The sequence below is a fragment of the Actinophytocola sp. genome (assembly GCF_036555685.1).
GTDB lineage: Bacteria > Actinomycetota > Actinomycetes > Mycobacteriales > Pseudonocardiaceae > Actinophytocola.
The window spans coordinates 1-23001 of the sequence record NZ_DATBKY010000303.1 but is presented as its reverse complement, the minus strand read 5'-3'; the positions used below and the strand labels follow the sequence as shown (position 1 = coordinate 23001).

The following is a 23001-nucleotide window of genomic DNA, read 5'->3' as shown; positions in this document are numbered from 1 at the left end:
CCGGGTCACGAGGCGTTCACCGCCATGCGTGCCCGCGGTGCGAACTCCACGGACATCGCGGTGATCGTGGTCGCCGCCGACGACGGCGTCATGCCGCAGACGGTGGAGGCCATCAACCACGCGCAGGCGGCCGACCTGCCGATCGTGGTGGCGGTCAACAAGATCGACAAGGAGGGCGCGAACCCGGCGAAGGTGCGCCAGCAGCTCACCGAGTACGGGCTCGTGGCCGAGGAGTACGGCGGCGACACGATGTTCGTCGACATCTCCGCGCGCCAGAACATCAACATCGACGGGCTGCTCGAGGCCGTCGTGCTGACCGCGGACGCGGCGCTCGACCTGCGGGCCAACCCGGAGATGGAGGCGCAGGGCGTGGCCATCGAGGCGCACCTGGACCGCGGTCGCGGCCCGGTCGCCACGGTGCTGGTGCAGCGCGGCACGCTGCACGTCGGCGACTCGATCGTCGCCGGTGACGCGTACGGCCGCGTGCGCCGGATGGTCGACGAGTTCAACCAGGACGTCGATGAGGCGCTGCCGTCGCGGCCGGTGCAGGTCATCGGCTTCACGTCGGTGCCGGGCGCCGGTGACACGTTCCTGGTGGTCGAGGAGGACCGCACCGCGAGGCAGATCGCCGAGCGGCGCGCGGCCCGGCTGCGCAACGCGGCGAACGCCCAGCGGCGCAAGCGGATCAGCCTCGAGGACCTGGACTCCGCGCTCAAGGAGACGAGCCAGCTCAACCTGATCATCAAGGGTGACAACTCGGGTACCGTTGAGGCCCTCGAGGACGCGCTCACGAAGATCGAGGTGGGTGACGAGGTCGAGCTGCGGGTCATCGACCGCGGCGTCGGTGGCATCACCAAGGCCAACGTGGACCTGGCGATCGCGTCCGACGCGATCATCCTCGGGTTCAACGTCCGCGCCGAGGGCAAGGTCTCCGAGCAGGCGGCCCGCGAGGGCATCGACATCCGCTACTACTCGGTCATCTACCAGGCGATCGACGAGATCGAGCAGGCCCTCAAGGGCATGCTCAAGCCGATCTACGAAGAGGTCGAGCTCGGGCGCGCCGAGGTGCGCGAGGTGTTCAAGTCCTCGAAGGTCGGCACGATCGCGGGCTGCATGGTGCTGTCGGGCGAGATCCGCCGCAACGCCAAGGCACGCCTCATGCGTGACGGCGTGGTGGTCCAGGAGAACCTGCCGGTCAGCTCGCTGCGGCGGTTCAAGGACGACGCGGTCGAGGTCCGCGAGGGCTTCGAGTGCGGTCTGACGCTCGGCTCGTACAGCGACATCAAGGTCGACGACATCGTCGAGACCTACGAGCTGCGCGAGAAGCCGCGCGACTGAGTTGTACGTCGGTGCGCTCGAGCTGGATGTCGTCCTGGGCGACATCCGCTCGCTGAAGGAGAAGCGATCGGCGGTGCGGCCGGTACTGGCCGAGCTGCGCCGCCGTTTCGAGGTGACCGTGGCCGAGGCCGGTCACCTCGACAAGCACCGCCGGTCGCTGATCGGCGTCGCCGCGGTCGCGGCCGACGCCGATCACGTGCGCGACCTGCTGGACGCGTGCGAACGGCTGGTCGCCGGACGTCCGGAGCTGGAGCTGGTCTCCGCCCGGCGCCGGTGGCTCGGCCCACACGACTAGCAGCCCGCCGCCCCGAAATTGAAAGTGTTGGTTGCGTTCCACGAGACAGGCACTGGTTCTCGTTCGTTGGTAGGAAGGAATGCCGTGGCTGACGCACCGCGCGCCCCCAAGCTCGCCAAGCGCATCGCGCAGATCGTCGCCTCCGCGTTGGAGCACGAGGTGAAGGACCCGCGCCTGGCCCGGGTGACGATCACCGACGCCAAGGTCACCGCGGACCTGCACGACGCGACCGTGTACTACACGGTGCTGGGCGACAACCTCGAGTCCGCGCCGGACACCGCGGGCGCGGCCGCCGCGCTGGAGTCCGCGAAGGGTGTGCTGCGCTCGCTCGTCGGGCAGGGGACCGGCGTCCGGTTCACCCCGACGTTGTCGTTCGTCGCGGACACGGTGCCGGACGACGCCAAGCGTATCGACGACCTCCTGGCCCGCGCGCACGCCGCGGACGCGGAGGTGGCCCGCCTCGCGAACGGAGCCAAGCCGGCCGGCGAGGCGGACCCGTACCGTGCCCCGCGCGAGGACGAGGAAGAGCAGGCCTGACGCGCCGCTCAGCTCTCGAGCAGGTCGCCGAGATCTCGCAGGAGGTCCGTCGCCGCGCGAAGATCCGGGAGCGATGTCCGTGCGGCCAGGTGGTTGACCCACGCCGCCTGGCGGCGTTCCGCCGCGCGTAGCGCCGAGCGGCCCCGCGCAGTGAGCACCAACAGCCGCGCGCGGCGGTCGTGGGGGTTGTCCTCGTGGGCGATCATGCCCAGCGACACCAGCGACGAGACCGTCTCGCGCACGGTCTGGCGGGCCAGGCCCATCGTGCGCGCCGCCTGCGCGACCGTGATCGGGCCGTGATCCACGACGCTGAGTACCTGCCAACGGGCGCTGGTCAGTCCCGCCGGCTGGGCGAGGGCGTCACCGGCCGTAAGGAGCAGTCCGTTCACCCGGAAAACTTCTGCCAACAGTTCGGAAAACTCCAGGCCACGGTCGGTGAGAGCAACCACGTGCGACACCGTGACAGATTGACAGTGCCCTGTCAAAAAAGGGAAAGTTTCCGGCTGAGTCCCGTGCGACGTAACGGTTCGGTACTCTCGGTGCCCCCGACCGACTACCCGCCATGCTTGGGGTGAGACGTGGCTGCAGGCGATATTCGCCATTCGCGGCGAGACGTTCTGCTTGGTGCGATCGGCCTAGGTCTGTCGGCCGTCGGCTGCGCGCCCAGGCCAACCGGCGCACCCGTGCGCGCGGCCCGCACCCAGCCCGGCAGCCAGACCCTCTCGCCGGCGACCGGCCGCTCGTCGGCCAAGCCGGCCAAACCCGTGATCCGCGAGCGCATCCGCTCCGAGGCCCGCGGCACCGAGGTCGAGCTGGTGATCATCCGGCCGGCGGACTCCGAGCCGAACCTGCCGGTCTGCCTCGCGCTGCACGGCCGCGACTCGAACGCCGGCATGTTCGTCGACCTCGGCGTGCCGAGGACGCTCTCGTCGATCGTCGACTACCAGGGCACGCCGCCGTTCGCGGTCGTCGCGGTCGACGGCGGCGACTCGTACTGGGTCGCCACCGAGGAAGGCGACGACCCGCAGGCGATGCTCACCGACGAGCTACCCGGCTGGCTGGGGGAGCGCGGGCTCGCCACCAACCCGTTCGCCGTCCTCGGCATCTCCATGGGCGGCTACGGCGCCTTCAACTACGCCGGCGCGGCGCTCAACGACCCCGCCCTCGCCGCGATCAGCCCGGCGATCTTCCTCAGCTGGCCCGAGGCGAGCGCGCGCGACGTCTTCGCCGACGAGAAGCAGTGGGAGGACACCGACCCGCTGCGCCACCTCGACGCGCTCGCCGGCGCGCCGATCGGCGTCTGGTGCGGGGAGTCCGACCCGTTCATCGACGCCACGCACGAGCTCGTCGACCGCGCCAAGCCGGAGGTCGCCGACATCGAGGTGGGCGACCACGACGAGGAGTTCTGGCGCAAGGTGCTGCCGGACGCGCTCAAGTTCGTCGGCGACCGCATCGGCTGACGGTCCGCCGGCACATCTCAACTCGGCAACCATCTCCCGGGTGCGTACTGGACGCGGCCGCCCGGTTACGTGAGGCTGTCCGGGTGCCGCACACCACGGATCTTGGTGCCGCAGCGAACCTGTTACGCACCGCGACCGACGTGTCACTGCTCGCCCACGTGAACCCCGACGCGGACGCGCTGGGCAGCGCGCTCGCGCTCGGTCTGGCCCTGCACAGACGTGGCGTGCCGGCGCGGGTGTCGTTCGGCATGCCCGGCGAGGTGCCGGAGTCGTTGCGCGGGCTGGACGTCGACGGCCTGGTCGTGCCGGCCGCCGAGGTGCCGGCGGCCTCGGGCCTGCTCGTCGCCGTGGACACGGCCAGCAAGTCACGGCTCGGACAGCTCGCGGACCGGGTCAACGCCACCGCCGAGGCCGGCGGCGCGGTGCTGGTCCTCGACCACCACGCGTCCAACACCTTCTACGGCACCCACCACGTGGTCGACGAGACCGCCGAGGCGACCGCCGTGCTCGTCATGCGGCTGCTCGACGAGCTCGACTGGCCGCTCGACGCGGACATCGCCCGCTGCGTGTACGCGGGCCTGGTCACCGACACGAGCTCGTTCCGCCGCGCGCGCCCCGGCACCCACCTGCTCGCCGCGCGGCTCATCGAGGCCGGCGCCGACCCAACCGCGGTGGCCCGCGACCTCATGGACACCCACCCGTTCGCCTTCCTGCAGATGCTCGCCGGCGTGCTCGACCGGGCCGTCCTCGAACCGGAAGCCGCGGGCGGGCACGGGCTCGTGCACACGGCCGTCCGCCTCGACGACCTCATCGGCGTGCGCCTCGAGGAGGTGGAGTCGGTGGTCGACATCGTCCGCACCACGGCCGAGGCCGAGGTCGCGGCGGTACTGAAGGAGACCTCGTCCGGCCACTGGACCGGATCGTTACGGGCGGTCGGCACGGTCGACGTGCGGGCCGTGGCCGAACAGTTCGGCGGTGGCGGGCACACGCTCGCGGCCGGTTTCAGCGCCGACGGCGAGCTCGAGGACATCATCACCAAACTGCGCGAAGCACTCAGCGACCCGGTGTTGCTTGCATCGGGTTGAGCACGGCGGGGCGGCGACGAGCTGAACAAGTGGTATAAACCAATCGCTGCGACGGGCCGCACGGTCCGGGCGGCGATCAGCCTGGCGGACCGGCCCGGCGGAAACGGAGGATGAGTTGAGGCGCGTCATCAATGCAGTCGCGGTCGCGACCGTGGCGGCGCTCGGGCTCGCTGGCTGCGGAAGCGACTCGGGCGAGCAGGGCGGTAGCACCGAACTGGACCTGCTGGTCCCGATCTACGGCGACAAGACCAAGCCGTACTGGGAGGACCTGGTCAAGGCGTTCGAGGCGAAGAACTCGGACATCTCGGTCAAGCTCGAAACCCAGAGCTGGGACGACATCTACACCGTGCTGGACACCAAGATCCAGAACGACAAGGCCCCGGACATCCTGGAGCTCGACGCCGCGGGTCCGGCCTACGGCGCCGACGACCTGCTCTACAAGGCGGACGAGATCGTCTCGAAGCAGACGATGGACGACATCGTGCCGTCGTTCATCGACAGCGCCAAGATCGACGGCCAGGCGTACGGCGTGCCGACCGTGGCGTCGACCCGGGCGCTGTTCTACAACAAGGACCTCTTCACCAAGGCCGGCATCTCCGCGCCGCCGAAGACGTGGGACGAGCTGCTCGCCGACGCGAAGAAGATCACCGCGACCGGCGGCGGCGTGTACGGCTACGGCATGCCGCTCGGCAGCGAGGAGGCCCAGGCCGAGACGTCCATCTTCGCCTACGGCGCCGGCGCCACCTGGGAGAAGGACGGCAAGATGACCATCGACACGCCGGAGGCCAACGAGGCCCTGACGTTCATGAAGTCGATGATCGACCAGAAGGTCACCCAGCCGGACCCGGGCGCGACCGACCGCACCCCGCTGCTGGACGTCTTCATCCAGGGCAAGATCGGCATGATCCAGGGCCTGCCGCCGATCGTGGGCCAGATCAACGAGAAGAACCCGAACCTGAAGTGGGCCATCGCGCCGTCGCCGACCAAGGACGGCAGCCCGTCCACGCTGGGCGTCGCGGACTACTTCGTCGGCTTCAACAAGGACGAGGACAAGCAGGACGCGATCAAGAAGTTCCTCGACTTCTTCTACCAGAAGGACAACTACGTCAAGTTCAACGACAACGAGGGCTTCATCCCCGCGACCAAGTCGGGCGCCGACGCGGCCGCCGCGAAGCCTGAGCTGAAGACGTTCATCGACGCGCTGCCGGACGCCAAGTTCTACCCGGCCACCAACCCGGCCTGGGGCGCTACGTCCGGTGCGTTCAAGTCGCTGGTCGGGCAGATCCAGTCCAAGCCGGTCGACGACGTCCTGAAGCAGATCCAGGCGAAGGCCGACGAGGGCAGCTGACGCCGGTTCCCCCGGCCCGCCGCCCGGCGGGCCGGGGGAGCGCATCACCAGGAGGAACCGACGCGTGGCAACCCCCATCGACACCGGGGCCGGCAACAAGGCGCTCAGACGGCGTGCCCGCCGGCAGACGACGTTGCAGGCACTCCCGTGGCTCGCGCCCTCGCTGGTGCTGATCATCGGCGTCGTCATGTTCCCGATCGGCTACATGATCTACACGTCGTTCCGCGACCTGTCCCGGTTCGGCAAGGACCGCGGCTGGGCCGGCTTCGACAACTACGACCGGGTGTTCGGCCTCGACCACCTGCCGCGCGTCATGACCAACACGGTCGTCTGGACGATCGGCGTGGTGGCGCTGTCGATCGGCATCGGCCTGGTGCTCGCGCAGTTCCTCAACAAGCGGTTCCCCGGCCGCAAGGTCCTCCGGTTGATCATCATCGTGCCGTGGGCCGCGTCCGTCGTGATGACCTCGACGGTGTTCGTGTACGGCCTCGATCCGTTCTACGGGATCATCAACCGGTTCCTCGTCGACGTCGGCATCCTCGACGCGCCGTTCGGGTTCCTGAAGAACCCGCTGCCGGGGTTCCTGTCGGCGATGGCGGTCGCGGTGTTCGTCTCGATCCCGTTCACCGCGTTCGTGTTCCTCGCCGGCCTGCAGACGGTGCCGGACGACGTGCTCGAGGCGGCGCAGATCGACGGCGCGAGCCGCGTGCAGACCTACTGGCGCGTGGTGTTCCCGCAGCTGCGCGGCGCGCTCGCGGTGGCCACGATCATCAACGTCATCAACGTCTTCAACAACCTGCCGATCCTCAAGACGATGACCGGCGCGATCCCCGGCTACGACGCGGACACCACGACGTCGCTCATGTACAAGATCATCCAGAACGACCGGCAGATCGACACGGCCAGCGCGCTGTCCGTGCTGAACTTCATCGTGATCGTCGTGGTGATCGGCGTCTACCTGCGGGTCGTGCGCCCGATGCGGGAGGACTGACCCATGTCGACCGTCATCGAACGCCCGGCCGCGGTGTCCGCCGCGGGCGCGAGGCGTCCGAAGGTCCGCGAGCGCAAGCGCTGGGGCCTCACGATCGTCGCCGTCATCGTCGCGCTGGTGTTCCTGTTCCCGTACCTGATCATGCTGATCGGCGCGTTCAAGACCCGGCAGGAGATCCTCAAGGTTCCGCCGACCTACCTGCCGCAGGACTGGGCGCCGGAGAACTTCGTCAACATGTGGGGCACCCCGGAGACCCCGCTGCCGTGGAACCTGTTCTCCACGGTCGTCATCTCGCTCGGAGGCACGGCGCTGGCCCTGGTCGTGGCGCTGCCGGCGGCCTACTACACCGCCCGGCACTCGTTCCGGGCCAAGATCCCGTTCCTGCTGCTGGTGCTGATCACCCAGATGCTGCAGCCGACCGTGCTCGCGTCGGGCCTGTTCCGCGAGTTCGTGGCGCTGGAGATCAACGACACCCGGTTCGCGATGATCCTGGTGAACGCGGCGTTCAACCTGTCGTTCGCCGTGTGGATCATGCACAGCTTCTTCGCGACCGTGCCGAAGGAGATCGAGGAGGCGGCGTGGCTCGACGGCTGCTCCCGCGGCCAGTCGCTGCGCCGGATCATGCTGCCGCTCGTCTGGCCCGGCATCGTCACCGCGGTGATCTTCACGTTCATCGCGTGCTGGAACGAGTTCGCGGCGAGCCTCATCCTGCTCCCGACGGACACCAACCAGCCGCTGACGGTCGCGCTGACCCGGTTCATCGGTCAGTACGAGTCCGCCTGGCAGTACGTGTTCGCGGTGTCGATCATCGGCATCCTGCCCGTTGTGGCACTCTTCGCCTTGATCGAGAGGCAGCTCGTGTCCGGTCTGACGGCCGGCGGAGTGAAGTGATTTCGTGATTCTGAATCGTGGTGTTCACGCATTGGTTGCTCTAGATTGTGCTCGCGCGCCGGTTTCGTACCGGGCCGACAACGGGGTGCGGTCGTTGACCGGCGAGATGAAAGGTAAGCCATGGCCACTGTGACCTTCGACGGAGCGAGCCGCTACTACGCGGGCAGCGACCGTCCGGCCGTCGACCAGCTAGACCTCGAGGTGGCCGACGGGGAGTTCCTGGTACTGGTCGGCCCGTCCGGCTGCGGCAAGTCCACGACGCTGCGCATGCTGGCCGGGCTGGAGGGCGTCGACGAGGGTGCCGTGCGCATCGGCGAGCGCGACGTCACCAACCTGCCGCCGAAGGACCGGGACATCGCCATGGTGTTCCAGAACTACGCGCTGTACCCGCACATGACCGTGGCGGACAACATCGGCTTCCACCTCAAGATCAAGAAGATGCCGAAGGCGGAGCGCGCCGAGCGGGTGCTGGAGGCCGCCAAGCTGCTCGACCTCGAGCCGTACCTGGAGCGCAAGCCGGCGAAGCTCTCCGGTGGCCAGCGCCAGCGCGTCGCCATGGGCCGCGCGATCGTCCGCCGCCCGCAGGTGTTCTGCATGGACGAGCCGCTGTCCAACCTGGACGCGAAGCTGCGCGTGCAGACCCGCACGCAGATCGCCTCGCTGCAGCGCCGCCTCGGCGTCACCACGATCTACGTCACCCACGACCAGATCGAGGCCATGACCATGGGCGACCGGGTGGCCGTGCTCAAGGACGGCCTCCTCCAGCAGTGCGACACGCCGATGGCACTGTTCGGCAAGCCGAAGAACCTGTTCGTCGCCGGCTTCATCGGCTCGCCCGCGATGAACCTGATCCCCGCGACCGTCGGCAGCGAGGGCGCGGTCATCGGCGGCCAGGCGATCGAGCTGACCGCGGAACAGCTCTCGGCGCTGTCCGGCAACCGGCTCGTCGTCGGCGTGCGGCCGGAGGGCTGGACGCTCAGGCCGGCCGGTGAGGGCATCACCGCGATGATCGAGGTCGTGGAGGAGCTGGGCTCCGAGCAGTTCCTGTACTGCTCGACCAGCCACGAGCTCGCCGCGTCCGACGAGACCGACGCCGCCGAAGCCGACGCCAACACGATCACCGTCCGCGCTCCGGGCATGTCCTCATACACCCGCGGCGAGAAGGTCGGTCTGGTGCCGGAGCCTGGCGCGGTGCACCTGTTCGACGCCGACACGGGCGAGCGCCTGCCTGACTGAGCGCCGCAGTTGACCTTTCTGACCGAGGAGGTCGCGAGCCAGCCTGCCACCTGGCGGCTGGCTCGCGGCGTGTCGGCGGCCGGGCTGCCCGCGCCGGGCGAGCGCGTGGCCGTGCTGGGCTGCGGCACGTCGTGGTACATGGCGCAGGCGTACGCGGCGCTGCGCGAGGCCGCCGGGCAGGGCGAGACCGACGCGTGGCCGGCGTCGGAGTTCCCGGCCGCGCGGCGCTACGACCGGGTGGTCGCCCTGACCCGCTCCGGCACGACGACCGAGGTCCTCGCGGCGCTCGCGCGGGTCGACGGCGCGCCGACGGTGGCGATCACGGCGGTCCCGTCGGCGCCCGTCGCGACCGCGGCCGACACGGTGATCGCACTGGACTTCGCCGACGAGCGGTCGGTCGTGCAGACCCGCTTCGCGACAACCGCGCTCGTGCTGCTGCGCACGCACCTGGGCGAGGACACGTCGGCCCTGCCGTCCGAAGCGTCGGCCGCCCTGGCCGCCGACCTGCCACCCGCGGGTTCGCAGTTCACGTTCCTCGGCACCGGCTGGACGATCGGCCTGGCGAACGAGGCGGCACTGAAGCTGCGCGAGGCGGCGCAGGCGTGGACGGAGTCGTACTACGCGATGGAGTACCGGCACGGGCCGATCTCGATCGCCGCGCCGGGCCGGGCCGTCTGGCTCCTGGGCGACGCCCCACCCGGGCTGGTGGACGCCGTCCGCGCGACGGGCGCGCACGTAGAGGTGTCGTCGGGCGACCCGCTCGCGGATCTGGTCCGCGTGCACCGGCTGGCGGAGCGGCTGGCGGTGGAGCGCGGCCTGGACCCCGACCACCCACGCAACCTGACCCGCTCGGTGATCCTCTCCTGAGCCGCTCGGCCGCCCGATCGCGGGCGCGACTTGACCTGCGCCGTCGTCCCGTCCTGACTCAGGCGCGGCGCCGGGAACGGAACGCCGCCACGTGCACGCGGTTCGCGCAGCGCGCGGAGCAGAAGCGCTTCGCCTTGTTGGTGGAGGTGTCCAGGTAGAAGTTGCCGCAGTCCGCGGCGCCGCACCGGCCCCAGCGGGACAGTCCATAGTGGACCACGCCCTGCGCGATGCCCCACGCCGCGGCGGCGGCCACCTCGGTCGCCGGGGGAGCGTCCGGGTCGGCGACGTGCACGTGCCAGTTCGCGTCCGTGCCGTGGCCCGCCGACAGGCGCGGGCGCAGCGGGTGCGCGGCCAGCAGCGCGTTGACCTCCCGCAGCACGCCCGCCTGATCCGCCTCGACCGCGCGGCGCAGGACGCGGCGCAGGCCGGCGGCCACCGGTACCAAGGCCGCCAGGTCCGCGGACGTCGCCCGGTCGGACCACCACGGCTCGTCGTGCAGCGTCGCGCGCAGGGCGGGCACGTCGTCCAGCGACGCGTTCGCCAGGCGGAGGGCCACGTCCAGGTAATCGGCGTTGTCCATCTGCGATCCTTACCGGTAGTGTCAGGTGCGAACCCGGCAAGCGCACCTTACCTGGAGGGCTCGTGGCAGAGCGAGCGCCGCTGCGACAGATCCTCGGGCTCGCCGTCCCGGCCCTCGGCGTGCTCGCCGCCGAACCGCTCTACCTGCTGGTCGACACCGCCGTCGTCGGGCATCTCGGCGCCGTGCAGCTCGGCGGGCTGTCCGTCGGCGCGATCGTGCTCGCCCAGGTCTCCACGCAACTGACGTTCCTCAGCTACGGCACCACCGCGCGCGCCGCCCGGCTGCACGGCGCGGGCCGGCGCGCGGACGCCGTCGCCGAGGGCGTGCAGGCCACGTGGCTCGGAATCGTCGTCGGGATCGTGCTGCTACTCGCCGGGCAGGCGCTCGCCGTGCCGATCGCGCACCTGCTCGCCGGGCCCGGGCCGGTCGCCGACGCCGCGGTGAGCTGGCTGCGCATCGCGCTGTTCGGCGTCCCGTTCGTGCTCGTCACGATGGCCGGCAACGGCTGGATGCGCGGCGTGCAGGACACCCGGCGCCCGCTGCGGTACGTGCTGGCCGGCAACGGGATCTCCGCGGTGCTCTGCCCCGTCCTCGTCTACGCCGCCGGCTGGGGCCTCGAGGGCTCGGCCGTCGCCAACGTCTGCGCGCAGCTCATCGCCGCCATGCTGTTCGTTCGCGCGCTCGCCGTCGAGCGGGTCGATCTGCGCCCGCAACCCAGGCTGATGCGCGCGCAGCTCGCCCTCGGCCGCGACCTCGTGCTGCGCAGCCTCGCGTTCCAGGCGTGCTTCGTCTCCGCGACCACGGTCGCCGCGCACACGTCCACCGCCGCGGTCGGCGCGCACCAGGTCGTGCTGCAGCTGTGGTCCTTCCTCGCGCTCGTGCTCGACTCGCTCGCGATCGCCGCTCAGCCGCTCGTCGGCGCCGCGCCCGGCGCCGACGAGGAACGGCGCGCGCACGGGCTCGCGCGCCAGATCACCGGCTACGGGCTCGTCTTCGGCGTCGCACTCGGCCTGCTGTTCGCCGCGCTCGCCGGCGTCCTACCCGGAGTGTTCACTTCGGACGGTTCGGTGCTCGCGGAGATCCCGCACGCGTGGTGGTTCTTCGTCGCGATGCAGCCGGCCGCCGGAGTGGTGTTCGCGCTCGACGGCGTGCTGCTCGGGGCAGGCGACGCCGCGTTCCTGCGCAACGCGACGATCGGCACCGCGGCGCTCGCGTTCCTGCCGATGATCTGGGCGTCGTTCGCGTTCGGCTGGGGGCTCGTCGGCATCTGGGCCGGGCTCACGCTGTTCGTCCTCGCGCGACTCGTGGCCGTCGTATGGCGGATGCGGTCGGGCCGCTGGGCCGTGCTCGGCGCGGTGCGCGTGTGAGTGAGCCCACGGTTAGCTTGGCTAACGATTAGGCGCCCCCGCGCGCTGTTCCTAACGGAAACCACCGACATCGAACGGGAGAGTCGTGCCCGCACGACGGCCACTGATCATCTGGTCCATCGCGGTTCTGGTGTACCTGGCGGCGGTGTTCCACCGAACCTCCCTCGGGGTCGCGAGCCTCGAGGCCGGCGCGCGCTTCGGGCTCGGCCCCGCCGCGCTCGGCACGTTCACGGTGCTGCAGATCGGCGTCTACGCGCTCATGCAGATCCCGACGGGCCTGCTCGTCGACCGCTTCGGCGCGCGCCGCGTGCTCACCGTCGCCGCCGCGCTCATGGGCCTGGGCCAGCTGCTGTTCGCGGTCGCCACGTCCTACCCGCTGGGCCTGCTCGCCCGCGCGGTGCTCGGCGTCGGCGACGCGATGACGTTCGTCAGCGTGCTGCGCCTGGTCGCCGCCCACTTCCCGGCCCGGCGCTACGCCGCGCTCGCCGCGATCACCGCCGCACTCGGCGCGCTGGGCAACCTGATCGCCACGCTGCCGCTCGCCGTCCTGCTCGACGACATCGGCTGGACCGCGACGTTCGCCGCGACCGGCGCCGCCACCGCCGCCTACGCGATCGTGCTGGCGCTACGGGTCCGCGACAACCCGCCGGGCGCCATCCAGCGGCGCCGTGAGCCCCAGTCGCTGCCCGCCGTGCTCGGCCAGGTCCGGCACGCGTGGCGCACGCCCGCCACGCGGCTCGGTTTCTGGATGCACTTCTCCACGATGTTCGCCCCCGCGATGCTCGGCCTGCTGTGGGGCTTCCCGTACCTCGTCCAGGCGCAGGGCCTCCCGCGGCCGGTCGCGAGCACCGTGCTCGGCGTCCTCGTCCTCGGCGCGATCGTCGGCGGGCCCGCCATCGGCGCCGTGATCAGCCGCCGGCCGGCGTGCCGCACGCCGCTCGTCGTCGGCTACCTGCTCGCCGCGCTCGGCAGCTGGGCCGTGCTGCTCGGCTGGCCGGGCGGGCACGTGCCGGCCGGCGTGCTGGTCGCCGGGTTCGCCGTCCTGTCGATCGGCGGGCCCGCCTCGTCGATCGCGTTCGCGCTGGCCCGCGACTACAACCCCATGCACCGGGTCGGCACGGCCACCGGCGTGGTCAACGTCGGCGGGTTCGTCGCGATAACCGTGTCGGCGGCGGCGGTCGGCGTGCTGCTCTCGCTGTTCGAGCCACTGGGGTCGCCCACGGCGTTCCGGCTCGCCCTGCTTGCGGTGGTCGCGGTCCTGCTGCTCGGCCTGTGGCGCACCTCGGTGTGGTGGCGCCGCGCCCGGGCCGCGGTGTTCGACGCGGTCGCCCGCGGCGAGGACGTGCCGGTGCGCATCCGGCGGCGGGCCTGGGACCTGGCGGCGGCCTGAGCGAGCCCGCGGCGTGCGTCTGCGAGGATGTCTCCTCGTGCCCCCAGCAGCGACCAAGCAGCGTGTCACCGTGCCGCCCGGCCTCGTCGTCGTCGACAAGCCCGCCGGGCTGACCTCCCACGACGTCGTCGCCCGCGTGCGGCGGATCATGGGCACGCGCAAGGTCGGCCACGCCGGCACGCTCGACCCGATGGCCACCGGCGTGCTGGTGCTCGGCATCGAGCGGGCCACCAAGCTGCTCGGCCACCTCGCGCTCGACACGAAGGCCTACCTCGCCACGATCCGCCTCGGCAGCGCCACCACGACCGACGACGCGCAGGGCGAGGTCGTGTCCACAGCGGACGCGTCCGGCGTGGCGGACGAGGCGGTCGCGGCCGGGATCGGCAAGCTCACCGGGCACATCGAGCAGGTGCCGAGTTCCGTCAGCGCCGTCAAGGTCGACGGCAAGCGCGCCTACGCCCGGGTGCGCGCGGGGGAGGACGTCGCGCTCGCCGCCCGGCCGGTCGAGGTGAGCCGGTTCGACCTGCTGGCCACCCGCCGCGATGGCGAGGCCGTCGAGCTGGACGTGATGGTCGAGTGCTCGTCGGGCACCTACGTCCGCGCGCTCGCCCGCGACCTCGGCGCGGATCTCGGCGTCGGCGGGCACCTGGGAGCGTTGCGGCGCACCAGGGTCGGCCCGTTCGACCTGCGCGTCGTGACCACTTTGGACAGGCTGGCGGCGGAACCCGGCCTCTCCCTGTCGATGGACGACGCGGTGGCCAAGGCGTTCCCGCGCCGCGACGTCGACGTCCCCGCCGCCACCGCCCTGCTGCGCGGCCAGCAGCTGCCCGCCGCGGGGATCGCCGGCACGTACGGCGTGTTCGACCCCGCCGGCCACGCCGTGGCCCTGGCCGTGGACGAGGGCGAAGCCGCCCGCTCCGTGGTCGTCCTGACCCCACCTGACAACTAGGGTGGGTACGTCAGCCCGCGGGTCGCAGAACTCGCGTGGCCGCCAACCGCGGCTGAGACGACACCACCAACGGCGACCAGTAGATTCAATCCCGGGGAGGCGGAATTGCAGCGGTGGCGTGGACTGGAGTTCATCCCCGGTAGCTGGGGGCGCTGTGTGGCCACCATCGGGGTGTTCGACGGGGTGCACCTGGGACACCAGGAGCTGATCAACCGCGCGGTGTCGCTCGCCCAGGACCGGGCCCTGCCGACCGTGCTGGTCACGTTCGACCCGCACCCGGCCGAGGTCGTCCGGCCGGGCAGCCACCCCGCGCAGCTCACCACGCTGCGGCGCAAGGCGGAGCTCGTCGAGGCGCTCGGCGTGGACGTCTTCTGCGTGCTGCCGTTCACCCTCGAGCTGTCCAAGGTCCCCGCGGACGTGTTCGTCCACGAGGTGCTGGTCGAACAGCTGCACGTGGCCGCCGTCGTGGTGGGGGAGAACTTCACCTTCGGCCACAAGGCGACCGGCAACGTCGAGCTGCTCACCCAGCTCGGCCACCGGTTCGGCTTCGCCGTCGAGGGCGCCAAGCTCGTCACCGTGCCCAACTCGACCCCGGCCGACGAGATCACCTTCTCCTCGACCTACATCCGGGCCTGCGTCAACGCCGGCGACGTCGCCGCCGCGGCCGCCGCGCTCGGCCGGCCGCACCGGCTGGAGGGCATCGTCGTGCGCGGCGACCGGCGCGGCCACGAGCTCGGCTTCCCGACCGCCAACCTCTCGACGCCGCGGTACGCCGCGGTACCGGCCGACGGCGTCTACGCCGGCCGCTTCTCGCTGCTGAACCCTCCCGGCCGCGAGCCGCTGATGGCCGCTGTCTCCGTCGGCACGAACCCGACGTTCTCCGGCCGCGAGCGCCGGGTCGAGGCGTTCGTGCTCGACCTCGACGAGGACTTCTACGGCCAGCGCGTCGGGATCGACTTCGTCGCCCGGTTACGCGACATGGAACGCTACGACTCCACGGAAGCGCTGGTCGAGCAGATGCACCGGGACGTCGACCGTACCCGTGAGCTGCTGAGCTGACCCTCCGTCACTCTCGCGTGGTCACCCGAACACGTGCAGATGCGAACAGCTGTCCGGAATCACCACGTAATTCGTACTCACCTGGCAAGATGCTGGCAGGTCTGCCGTGGTCGGGGCGGGCCGGCGGAGCGGGAACCCCAGGGGAGAGGCGAACGTGGAGGACCACAAGATCGTCCAGCGAAACCTCGCGCTGCAGCGCGAGTGGTACGGCGAGCCCCTGGGGGACCGGGTTCGCCGCCTCGTGGTCGCGTTCGACATCTCCCAGGCGTTCCTCGCCGACGTGCTCGGCATCAGCGCGCCGATGCTCAGCCAGGTCATGAGCGGCCGGCGGGCCAAGATCGGCAACCCGGCCGTGCTGGCCCGGCTGATCATGCTGGAGCGCAAGGTCCTCGTGCCGGACGTGGCGGCCGGCAAGAAGGAAGCCATGATGCGCGCGCTCGAGGAGGTGCGCGCGTCGCGGCCCTCGGTGACCAGGGACAACCTGCCGGTGGACATCGGCCGCAACGACCGCGTGGCGGTGGCGGCCCTGCGCCGGGTGGCCGAGGCCGGCGACCTCACCGCGGCCGCGACCCTGCTCAACGGGAAGTTCCCCGAGCTCGCCGACCTGCTGCGACGGGCGGGCCAACCTCAATAGATGGTCCGCCTCTTCTCGGCCATCGAGCTGCCCGCCGCGGTGCGGGCCGAGCTGGCCGAGCGGCTGCGCGGGCTTCGCGCGCAGGAGGGCCCGCTGCGCTGGGTCCCGCCCGAGCGCTGGCACATCACGCTGGGGTTCTACGGCGACCGCGAGCACGTCGACCGGCGCGGTGTGTGGTTCCGGCGGCAGGCCGCCGGGCTCGCCGCGGCCCGGCTCCGGCTGCGCGGGGCCGGCCGGTTCCCCGGCGTACTGTGGATAGGGGCCGCACCGGAAGACCACCGCGACGCGTCCGCCCTGCGGGCCATGGCCGGCGCGCTGAACGCGGACGACAACGCGAGCGGGCACGACTTCCACCCCCACGTCACCGTGGCCCGCTGGCGCCGCGGGGCGGGCGGCGGCCACCGCGCGGTTCACGCGGTGGCCGAGCTCGCCGAGTTCACCGGCCGCTGGTGGACGGCCGGCGAGGTGGTGCTGTACCGCAGCGACCAGAAGGGTCCGTCGGGACCGGTCTACACCCCGCTAGACCGCGTCACACTGGCCGGTGAGCAGGGCTAACGAGCCACCTGCTAACCTCGGTCTTCGGGTCCGGCTGCGGTCCGTGGCGGCCGGTACCTGCTATCCCGAGACGGGACCGCACGGTACATCTCATATCTCAAGGAGCACACAGAGTGGCGCTGTCCACCGAACAGAAGAAGACCATCCTCGCGGAGTACGGGGTGCACGACACCGACACCGGCTCGCCCGAGGCGCAGGTCGCGATGCTGACGAAGCGCATCAGCGACCTCACCGAGCACCTGAAGGTGCACAAGCACGACCACCACTCCCGCCGAGGCCTGCTGCTGCTGGTCGGCCGCCGGCGCCGACTGCTGAACTACCTGACGAAGGTGGACATCGAACGCTACCGGTCGCTGATCCAGCGACTCGGCCTGCGCCGATAGACCCCTCGGGGGAGTGGCCCACCCGGCCGCTCCCCCGACGTCTGTCAAAAGAAAAAACGAAAGGGCAATGCGCACCGCGTACGGGGATCAGTTCGCCGGTCCTCGGTAGTGGCTCCCGGGAGAGCGGGTGGGTTTCGACCACCAGAGCCCCGGGCGCTTCGATCGAAGACCGGCCTCGCGAGGATTCCGTGCCCTGTGCCCCGTATGGGGTGTGCGCGCCCGCGATGACGAGGAGTAACTAGATGACCGACTTCAGCGAAGCTGGAGTTCACGAGACGACGGCCGTTATCGACAACGGCACCTTCGGCAAGCGCACCATCCGGTTCGAGACCGGCCGCCTGGCCCGCCAGGCCGCCGGCAGCGTCGTGGCCTACCTCGACGAGGAGACCATGCTGCTGTCCGCGACGACCGCGTCGAAGCACCCGAAGGAGCACTTCGACTTCTTCCCGCTGACCGTGGACGTCGAGGAGCGGATGTACGCCGCAGGCCGCATCCCCGGCTCGTTCTTCCGCCGCGAGGGTCGCCCGTCGACCGACGCGATCCTGACCTGCCGCCTGATCGACCGCCCGCTGCGCCCGTCGTTCGTCGACGGCCTGCGCAACGAGATCCAGGTCGTGATCACCGTCCAGAGCCTCAACCCGCAGGACCTGTACGACGTCGTGGCGATCAACGCCGCGTCGGCCTCCACCCAGCTCGCCGGCCTGCCGTTCTCCGGCCCGGTCGGCGGCGTCCGGGTGGCGCTGATCGGCGAGCAGTGGGTCGCCTTCCCGACCCACGAGCAGCTGCAGAAGGCCGCGTTCGACATGGTCGTCGCGGGCCGCGTGGTCGAGTCGGGTGACGTCGCGATCATGATGGTCGAGGCCGAGGCCACCGAGAACGTGCTGGACCTGGTCGCCGGCGGCGCCGTGGCGCCGACCGAGGAGGTCGTCGCGCAGGGCCTCGAGGCGGCCAAGCCGTTCATCAAGGTGCTGGTGGAGGCGCAGTCCCGGCTCGCCGAGGTCGCCGCCAAGGACACCGCCGAGTACCCGACCTACCCGGCCTACCAGCCGGACGCCTACACCGCCGTCGAGACCGCGGTCACCGACGAGCTCGCCCAGGCGCTGACCATCGCCGGCAAGCAGGAGCGGGAGGGCCGGCTCGACGAGATCAAGGCCCAGACCCTCGAGAAGGTCGGCGCGGTCGAGGGCGGCGCGTTCGAGGGCCGCGAGAAGGAGGTCGGCGCCGCGTTCCGGGCGCTGAACAAGAAGCTCGTCCGCCAGCGGATCCTGCGCGACAAGGTCCGCATCGACGGCCGCGGCATCACCGACATCCGCCAGCTGTCCGCGGAGGTCGCACTGATCCCGCGGGCGCACGGCTCGGCGCTGTTCGAGCGCGGCGAGACCCAGATCCTGGGCGTCACCACGCTGAACATGCTGCGCATGGAACAGCAGATCGACTCGCTGTCCCCGGAGACGCACAAGCGCTACCTGCACCACTACAACTTCCCGCCGTTCTCCACCGGTGAGACCGGCCGGGTCGGCTCGCCCAAGCGGCGCGAGATCGGCCACGGCGCGCTCGCCGAGCGGGCGCTGGTGCCGGTGCTGCCCAAGCGCGACGAGTTCCCGTACGCGATCCGCCAGGTCTCCGAGGCGCTGGGCTCCAACGGCTCGACGTCGATGGGCTCGGTGTGCGCGTCGACCATGTCGCTGCTCAACGCCGGCGTGCCGCTGAAGGCCCCGGTCTCCGGCATCGCCATGGGCCTGGTCTCCGACCAGGTCGACGGCGAGACCCGGTACGTGGCGCTGACCGACATCCTCGGTGCCGAGGACGCGTTCGGCGACATGGACTTCAAGGTCGCCGGCACGAAGGACTTCGTGACCGCGCTCCAGCTGGACACCAAGCTCGACGGCATCCCGTCCGAGGTGCTCGGCGGCGCGCTGTCGCAGGCCCGCGACGCGCGGCTGACGATCCTCGAGGTCATGGCCGAGGCGATCGACAAGCCCGACGAGATGAGCCCGTACGCGCCGCGCGTCACCAGCGTCAAGATCCCGGTCGACAAGATCGGCGAGGTCATCGGCCCGAAGGGCAAGATGATCAACTCGATCACCGAGGAGACCGGCGCCGACATCTCCATCGAGGACGACGGCACGATCTACGTGGGCGCGGCCGACGGCCCGTCCGCGGAGGCCGCGATCGAGAAGATCAACGCGATCGCAAACCCGCAGCTGCCCAAGATCGGCGAGCGGTTCCTCGGCACGGTGGTCAAGACCGCAGCGTTCGGCGCGTTCGTCTCGCTGCTGCCCGGCAAGGACGGCCTGGTGCACATCTCCAAGCTGGGCAACGGGAAGCGCATCGGCAAGGTCGAGGACGTGGTCAAGGTCGGCGACAAGCTCCGGGTGGAGATCGCCGACATCGACCAGCGCGGCAAGATCAGCCTCGTGCTGGTCAACGAGGACGCCGACAAGGTCGAGGAGCAGCCCGCAGAGTCGACTAAGGCGTAGTTTCGTTGGCAGGTAACGGAAGCACCCGGGTCCTGGAGCGGACCGAAGGCGGGTGCGTGGTCAAGCGCACCGTGTTGCCCGGTGGCCTGCGGGTCATCACCGAGCAGGTCCCGGGTGTCCGGTCGGCCTCGGTCGGCATCTGGGTCGGCGTCGGCTCCCGCGACGAACAGCAGGCCGTCGCGGGTGCCGCGCACTACCTGGAACACCTGCTGTTCAAGGGAACCGCGAAGCGCTCGGCGGTGCGGATCGCCGAGGAGATCGACGCGGTAGGCGGCGAGCTCAACGCGTTCACCGCGAAGGAGCACACCTGCTACTACGCGCACGTGCTCGACTCCGACCTGCCGCTCGCGATGGACCTCGTGTCCGATGTGGTCTTCGACGCCCTGCTCGCGGAGAAGGACATGGAGACCGAGCGCAGCGTGGTCCTCGAGGAGATCGCCATGCGCGACGACGACCCCGAGGACCTCCTGCACGACACGTTCATCGAGGCCCTGCTGACCGGCCACCCGCTCGGCCGGCCCGTGCTCGGCACCGAGCAGTCCATCTCGTCGATGAGCCGGACCTCCTTGCACGGCTTCTACAAGCGCCGCTACGCGATGCCACGCATGGTCCTCGCGGCCGCGGGCAACATCACGCACGGCGACGTGCTCCGCCACGCCCGCCAGCTGCTGCGCGACCGCCTCGTCGGCGACCGTCCGCCGGGCGGCCCGCGGACCGGCCGCGCGCGGGTGGCCCCGCCGAAGAAGCTGGTGCTGCACACCGACGACACCGAGCAGGCACACCTCATGCTCGGCGTTCGCGCGCTGACCAGGCACGACGAGCGCCGGTGGGTGCTCGGCGTGCTGAACGCCGCGCTCGGCGGCGGGATGAGCTCGCGGCTGTTCCAGGAGGTTCGGGAGCGGCGCGGGCTCGCGTACCAGGTGTACTCGTCGGTTGCGTCTTATGCGGACACCGGCCATCTGTCGGTGTACGCCGGCTGCCAGCCGGACCGTCTCGGCTCGGTGGCGGCCGTCGTGCACGAGGTCCTCGACGACGTGGCCCGCGAAGGGCTGTCGGACGACGAGGTCCAGCGTGCGAAGGGGCAGCTGCGCGGCAACATGGTGCTGGGCCTGGAGGACTCGAGCTCGCGGATGTCGCGGATCGGCAAGGGCGAGCTGTCCTACGGCGAGTACCTGACCGTCGAGCAGACGCTGGCGCACATCGAGTCGGTCACCGCGGACGAGGTGGCCACGCTCGCGTCCCAGCTCCTGACCCGTCCCGTCGCGACCGCGGTCGTCGGTCCCTACGCGCACCCTGACGACGTCCCGGCCGAAGTGGTGAGGGGAAAAGTCCGTGGGTGAGATCCGGGTGGGCGTGCTGGGCGCACGCGGCCGGATGGGCGCGGAGGTCTGCCGCGCCGTCGACACCGCCGACGGCATGACGCTCGTGGCGCAGGTCGACGTGGGCGACCAGCTGTCCGACCTGCCGGGCAACGGCACCGAGGTGGTCGTCGACTTCACCCACCCCGACGCCGTGCTGGACAACCTCCGGTACTGCGTGGAGCGGGACATCCACTGCGTCGTCGGCACATCCGGCTTCGACCAGGCGAAGCTCGACACCGTGCGCGGCTGGCTCGGTTCGAAGCCGGACCTCGGCGTGCTGATCGCCCCGAACTTCGCCCTGGGCGCGGTGCTTTCGATGCGCTTCGCGGAATTGGCGGCGAGGTTCTACGAGTCGGCGGAGATCATCGAACTGCACCACGCGGGCAAGGCGGACGCCCCGTCGGGCACCGCGGCGCACACGGCCCGCCTGATCGCCGAGTCCCGGAAGGCGGCGGGCCTGGGCAGGTCCCCCGACGCGACGACGTCGGAGCTGCCCGGCGCCCGAGGCGCGACGGTGGCGGACGTCCACGTCCACTCGGTTCGCGTCGCGGGCCTGGTGGCCCACCAGGAAGTCCTGTTCGGCGGCGAAGGCGAGACGCTGACGATCCGCCACGACTCCCTGGACCGGAAGTCGTTCATGCCCGGCGTACTGCTGGCCGTGCGGCAGATCCGGACAAGGCCGGGCCTCACAGTGGGCCTGCACCACCTGATGGACATCTAGACATTCCCCGCTGCACGGCGACCGATCCCCGCCCACCGGGACCGAGTCAGCCCGCGAGGTAGTCGCCCGGCCAAGCGCGCGTAACTGGCAAACGATTTCCAATTGGTCCGTTTGCTCGTGCCACTACGCCGATCGGCAGGTGTGGGATCGAAAACCACCAAGTAGCGTCGACTCTCGTCAGTAGCTAACCAACTCCCGTCTGTTCGTGCGAAAGTCCCACCCTGCCATCGTCACCGGGACCCGCGTGCGAAGAGGGCCAGACGAGAGACAGGGTGAGCTCGCGTCCGCGCGCGAGCTCACCCAGCTCGCTGCGCCCGAAAACGCGCGGTTCGCGGTTGCGATGGGGACACCCGAAGGGAACGAACCCATGACACAACCGGAACCGAGAGCACCGACGAGGGCCGAGACCTCGTGGTTCTGCTGCGGCGCGGCCTGGGGGCCGTGCGGCTCGGCCGGCGGCGGTGCGTGCGGCAACTGCCGCTCCGGCAGCATGCACTGCGCCTGGCCCAACACGTCGGCCGCGTGCTTCTCGATCACGCGCCCCGACTCGTGCGGCGACACCCTGCTGCGCTGGGGCTGCGGGCACACGTTCTTCGTCAAGAACCTGTGCGGCGCCACGGAGATCTCGGTGAAGATCGCCGACTGCGGTCCGCAGACCGACCTGTGGTGCGGCGAGCGCTCCTGCTGCTCGGGCAACTGCGCCACCGACCGGCTGCTCGACCTGACCCCGGCGGCGTTCAGCGCGATCGGCAACCTGTCGAGCGGCCTCATCCCGATCACGGTTCACAGCTGAGGAGGTGGGAGACATGGATTCGTTGGGCCGCAGGAAGTTCCTGAGCCGCGCGGTGCTCGGCACCGCCGCCGCGACGACCGTCGTCGGAGCCAGCTCGTTCGGCTCGTTCGCCCCCGAGGCGGCGGCCGAGTCGGCGGCACGGCGGCATCCCGCCAAGGCGGGCGAGCTGGACCCGAACTTCGTCGAGGGCCGGGTCATCAGCGCCAAGAAGGGGTTGCTGCTCGTCACGAGCGTCGACAAGAGCATTCACCAGATCCACCTCACCGGCGCCACCAGCGTGTGGAAGCTGCGCCCGACCACCGCGGACGCGGCCAAGGTGGGTGACGGGCTGTACGCCCGGGGCGTGCGCATGCCGGACGGCACGCTCGCCGCCGACGCGGTGTGGTTGAACATCGTGAACCTGACCGTCCACATCACCTCGATCGGCCGGGACGCGATGCACCTCGACCACCACGGTGACCGGATCATCGGGCACGTCATCGCCGGCACCACCGCGGCGGTCTACAACGGCACGCCCGCGGTCAGCGACATGTCGCTGCTGCAGGTGGGCAAGCATGCACAGGTGATCGGCGCCTGGCGCCCGGACACCAACGAGGTCGACCTGGCCACCGTCTACGCGGCGGCCTGACCACCCGGTCGGCCGCCCGCCCCCCCGGCGCGGGGGGGGGGGGGGTGGGCGGC

24 protein-coding genes are annotated in these 23001 nt (G+C 70.9%); 22 read left to right on the top strand and 2 right to left on the bottom strand.

From position 1 onward, the window contains the following. The 3 genes from infB to rbfA form a co-directional block, all read left to right on the top strand. On the top strand, positions 1–1338 hold a 1338-nt coding region (infB, locus tag VH969_RS31965; protein ID WP_331981138.1), incomplete at its 5' end, for a translation initiation factor IF-2. A 1-nt stretch (position 1339) separates the two neighbouring features. Further along, positions 1340–1633 (top strand): DUF503 domain-containing protein, encoded by a 294-nt coding sequence (locus VH969_RS31960; protein ID WP_331981136.1) that lies wholly within the window; start codon positions 1340–1342, stop codon positions 1631–1633. Positions 1634–1717: 84 nt separating this feature from the next. Beyond that, positions 1718–2170: a 30S ribosome-binding factor RbfA gene (gene rbfA, locus VH969_RS31955; RefSeq protein WP_331981134.1), complete on the top strand. Its 453-nt coding sequence runs from the start codon at positions 1718–1720 to the stop codon at positions 2168–2170. Positions 2171–2178: 8 nt separating this feature from the next. Here the strand turns inward: rbfA and VH969_RS31950 are convergent, their stop codons facing one another. After that, entirely contained in the window at positions 2179–2559 is a 381-nt protein-coding gene (locus VH969_RS31950) for a MarR family winged helix-turn-helix transcriptional regulator (RefSeq protein WP_331981132.1), read from the bottom strand. A 294-nt stretch (positions 2560–2853) separates the two neighbouring features. On the opposite strand from VH969_RS31950, the gene VH969_RS31945 reads away from it, so the two are divergent. The 7 genes from VH969_RS31945 to VH969_RS31915 all read left to right on the top strand — a co-directional run bounded on the left by VH969_RS31945 (position 2854) and on the right by VH969_RS31915 (position 10048). Continuing rightward, positions 2854–3630, top strand: a complete 777-nt coding sequence (locus VH969_RS31945; protein ID WP_331981130.1) for an alpha/beta hydrolase — start codon at positions 2854–2856, stop codon at positions 3628–3630. Between the two features lie 83 nt (positions 3631–3713). Next, on the top strand, positions 3714–4715 hold the full coding sequence (locus VH969_RS31940; protein WP_331981128.1) for a DHH family phosphoesterase: 1002 nt from the start codon (positions 3714–3716) through the stop codon (positions 4713–4715). 115 nt (positions 4716–4830) lie between these two features. Next, the gene (locus VH969_RS31935) at positions 4831–6063 is read left to right on the top strand and encodes an extracellular solute-binding protein (protein ID WP_331981126.1); all 1233 of its coding nucleotides are present in this window, start codon (positions 4831–4833) and stop codon (positions 6061–6063) included. 64 nt (positions 6064–6127) lie between these two features. Then, a complete protein-coding gene (locus VH969_RS31930; protein WP_331981124.1) occupies positions 6128–7054 on the top strand; it encodes a carbohydrate ABC transporter permease in 927 nt (308 codons plus the stop codon). A 3-nt stretch (positions 7055–7057) separates the two neighbouring features. Further along, a complete protein-coding gene (locus VH969_RS31925; RefSeq protein ID WP_331981122.1) occupies positions 7058–7945 on the top strand; it encodes a carbohydrate ABC transporter permease in 888 nt (295 codons plus the stop codon). A gap of 120 nt (positions 7946–8065) precedes the next feature. Next, on the top strand, positions 8066–9181 hold the full coding sequence (locus tag VH969_RS31920) for an ABC transporter ATP-binding protein (protein ID WP_331981120.1): 1116 nt from the start codon (positions 8066–8068) through the stop codon (positions 9179–9181). A 9-nt stretch (positions 9182–9190) separates the two neighbouring features. Further along, entirely contained in the window at positions 9191–10048 is an 858-nt protein-coding gene (locus VH969_RS31915) for an SIS domain-containing protein (protein WP_414638643.1), read from the top strand. A 58-nt stretch (positions 10049–10106) separates the two neighbouring features. Here the strand turns inward: VH969_RS31915 and VH969_RS31910 are convergent, their stop codons facing one another. Then, a complete protein-coding gene (locus VH969_RS31910) occupies positions 10107–10628 on the bottom strand; it encodes a CGNR zinc finger domain-containing protein (protein ID WP_331981118.1) in 522 nt (173 codons plus the stop codon). A 62-nt stretch (positions 10629–10690) separates the two neighbouring features. Here VH969_RS31910 and VH969_RS31905 point away from each other — a divergent pair, with 62 nt between their 5' ends. From VH969_RS31905 to VH969_RS31850, 12 genes are all read left to right on the top strand, one after another. After that, positions 10691–11995 carry an MATE family efflux transporter gene (locus VH969_RS31905; protein WP_331981116.1) on the top strand — a complete coding sequence of 435 codons (1305 nt, stop codon included), beginning with the start codon at positions 10691–10693 and terminating at the stop codon, positions 11993–11995. An 85-nt stretch (positions 11996–12080) separates the two neighbouring features. Then, positions 12081–13385 carry an MFS transporter gene (locus tag VH969_RS31900; protein ID WP_331981114.1) on the top strand — a complete coding sequence of 435 codons (1305 nt, stop codon included), beginning with the start codon at positions 12081–12083 and terminating at the stop codon, positions 13383–13385. Positions 13386–13422: 37 nt separating this feature from the next. Then, positions 13423–14334: a tRNA pseudouridine(55) synthase TruB gene (gene truB / locus VH969_RS31895; RefSeq protein ID WP_331981112.1), complete on the top strand. Its 912-nt coding sequence runs from the start codon at positions 13423–13425 to the stop codon at positions 14332–14334. 105 nt (positions 14335–14439) lie between these two features. Beyond that, positions 14440–15393 carry a bifunctional riboflavin kinase/FAD synthetase gene (locus VH969_RS31890; protein ID WP_331981110.1) on the top strand — a complete coding sequence of 318 codons (954 nt, stop codon included), beginning with the start codon at positions 14440–14442 and terminating at the stop codon, positions 15391–15393. Positions 15394–15547: 154 nt separating this feature from the next. After that, positions 15548–16027 (top strand): helix-turn-helix transcriptional regulator, encoded by a 480-nt coding sequence (locus VH969_RS31885; RefSeq protein WP_331981108.1) that lies wholly within the window; start codon positions 15548–15550, stop codon positions 16025–16027. Next, the gene (thpR, locus tag VH969_RS31880; RefSeq protein ID WP_331981106.1) at positions 16028–16582 is read left to right on the top strand and encodes an RNA 2',3'-cyclic phosphodiesterase; all 555 of its coding nucleotides are present in this window, start codon (positions 16028–16030) and stop codon (positions 16580–16582) included. Between the two features lie 113 nt (positions 16583–16695). After that, a complete protein-coding gene (gene rpsO, locus VH969_RS31875) occupies positions 16696–16965 on the top strand; it encodes a 30S ribosomal protein S15 (RefSeq protein ID WP_075130364.1) in 270 nt (89 codons plus the stop codon). Between the two features lie 242 nt (positions 16966–17207). Continuing rightward, on the top strand, positions 17208–19445 hold the full coding sequence (locus VH969_RS31870) for a polyribonucleotide nucleotidyltransferase (protein ID WP_331981101.1): 2238 nt from the start codon (positions 17208–17210) through the stop codon (positions 19443–19445). Between the two features lie 5 nt (positions 19446–19450). Beyond that, positions 19451–20785: a M16 family metallopeptidase gene (locus VH969_RS31865; RefSeq protein WP_331981099.1), complete on the top strand. Its 1335-nt coding sequence runs from the start codon at positions 19451–19453 to the stop codon at positions 20783–20785. Next, positions 20778–21527, top strand: a complete 750-nt coding sequence (dapB, locus tag VH969_RS31860) for a 4-hydroxy-tetrahydrodipicolinate reductase (RefSeq protein ID WP_331981097.1) — start codon at positions 20778–20780, stop codon at positions 21525–21527. The genes VH969_RS31865 and dapB overlap by 8 nt, the downstream gene beginning before the upstream one ends. A 367-nt stretch (positions 21528–21894) precedes the next feature. Continuing rightward, the gene (locus tag VH969_RS31855) at positions 21895–22320 is read left to right on the top strand and encodes an RlpA-like double-psi beta-barrel domain-containing protein (RefSeq protein ID WP_331981095.1); all 426 of its coding nucleotides are present in this window, start codon (positions 21895–21897) and stop codon (positions 22318–22320) included. A gap of 13 nt (positions 22321–22333) precedes the next feature. Then, on the top strand, positions 22334–22948 hold the full coding sequence (locus VH969_RS31850) for a cell wall protein (protein ID WP_331981093.1): 615 nt from the start codon (positions 22334–22336) through the stop codon (positions 22946–22948). Positions 22949–23001 lie beyond the last annotated feature (53 nt).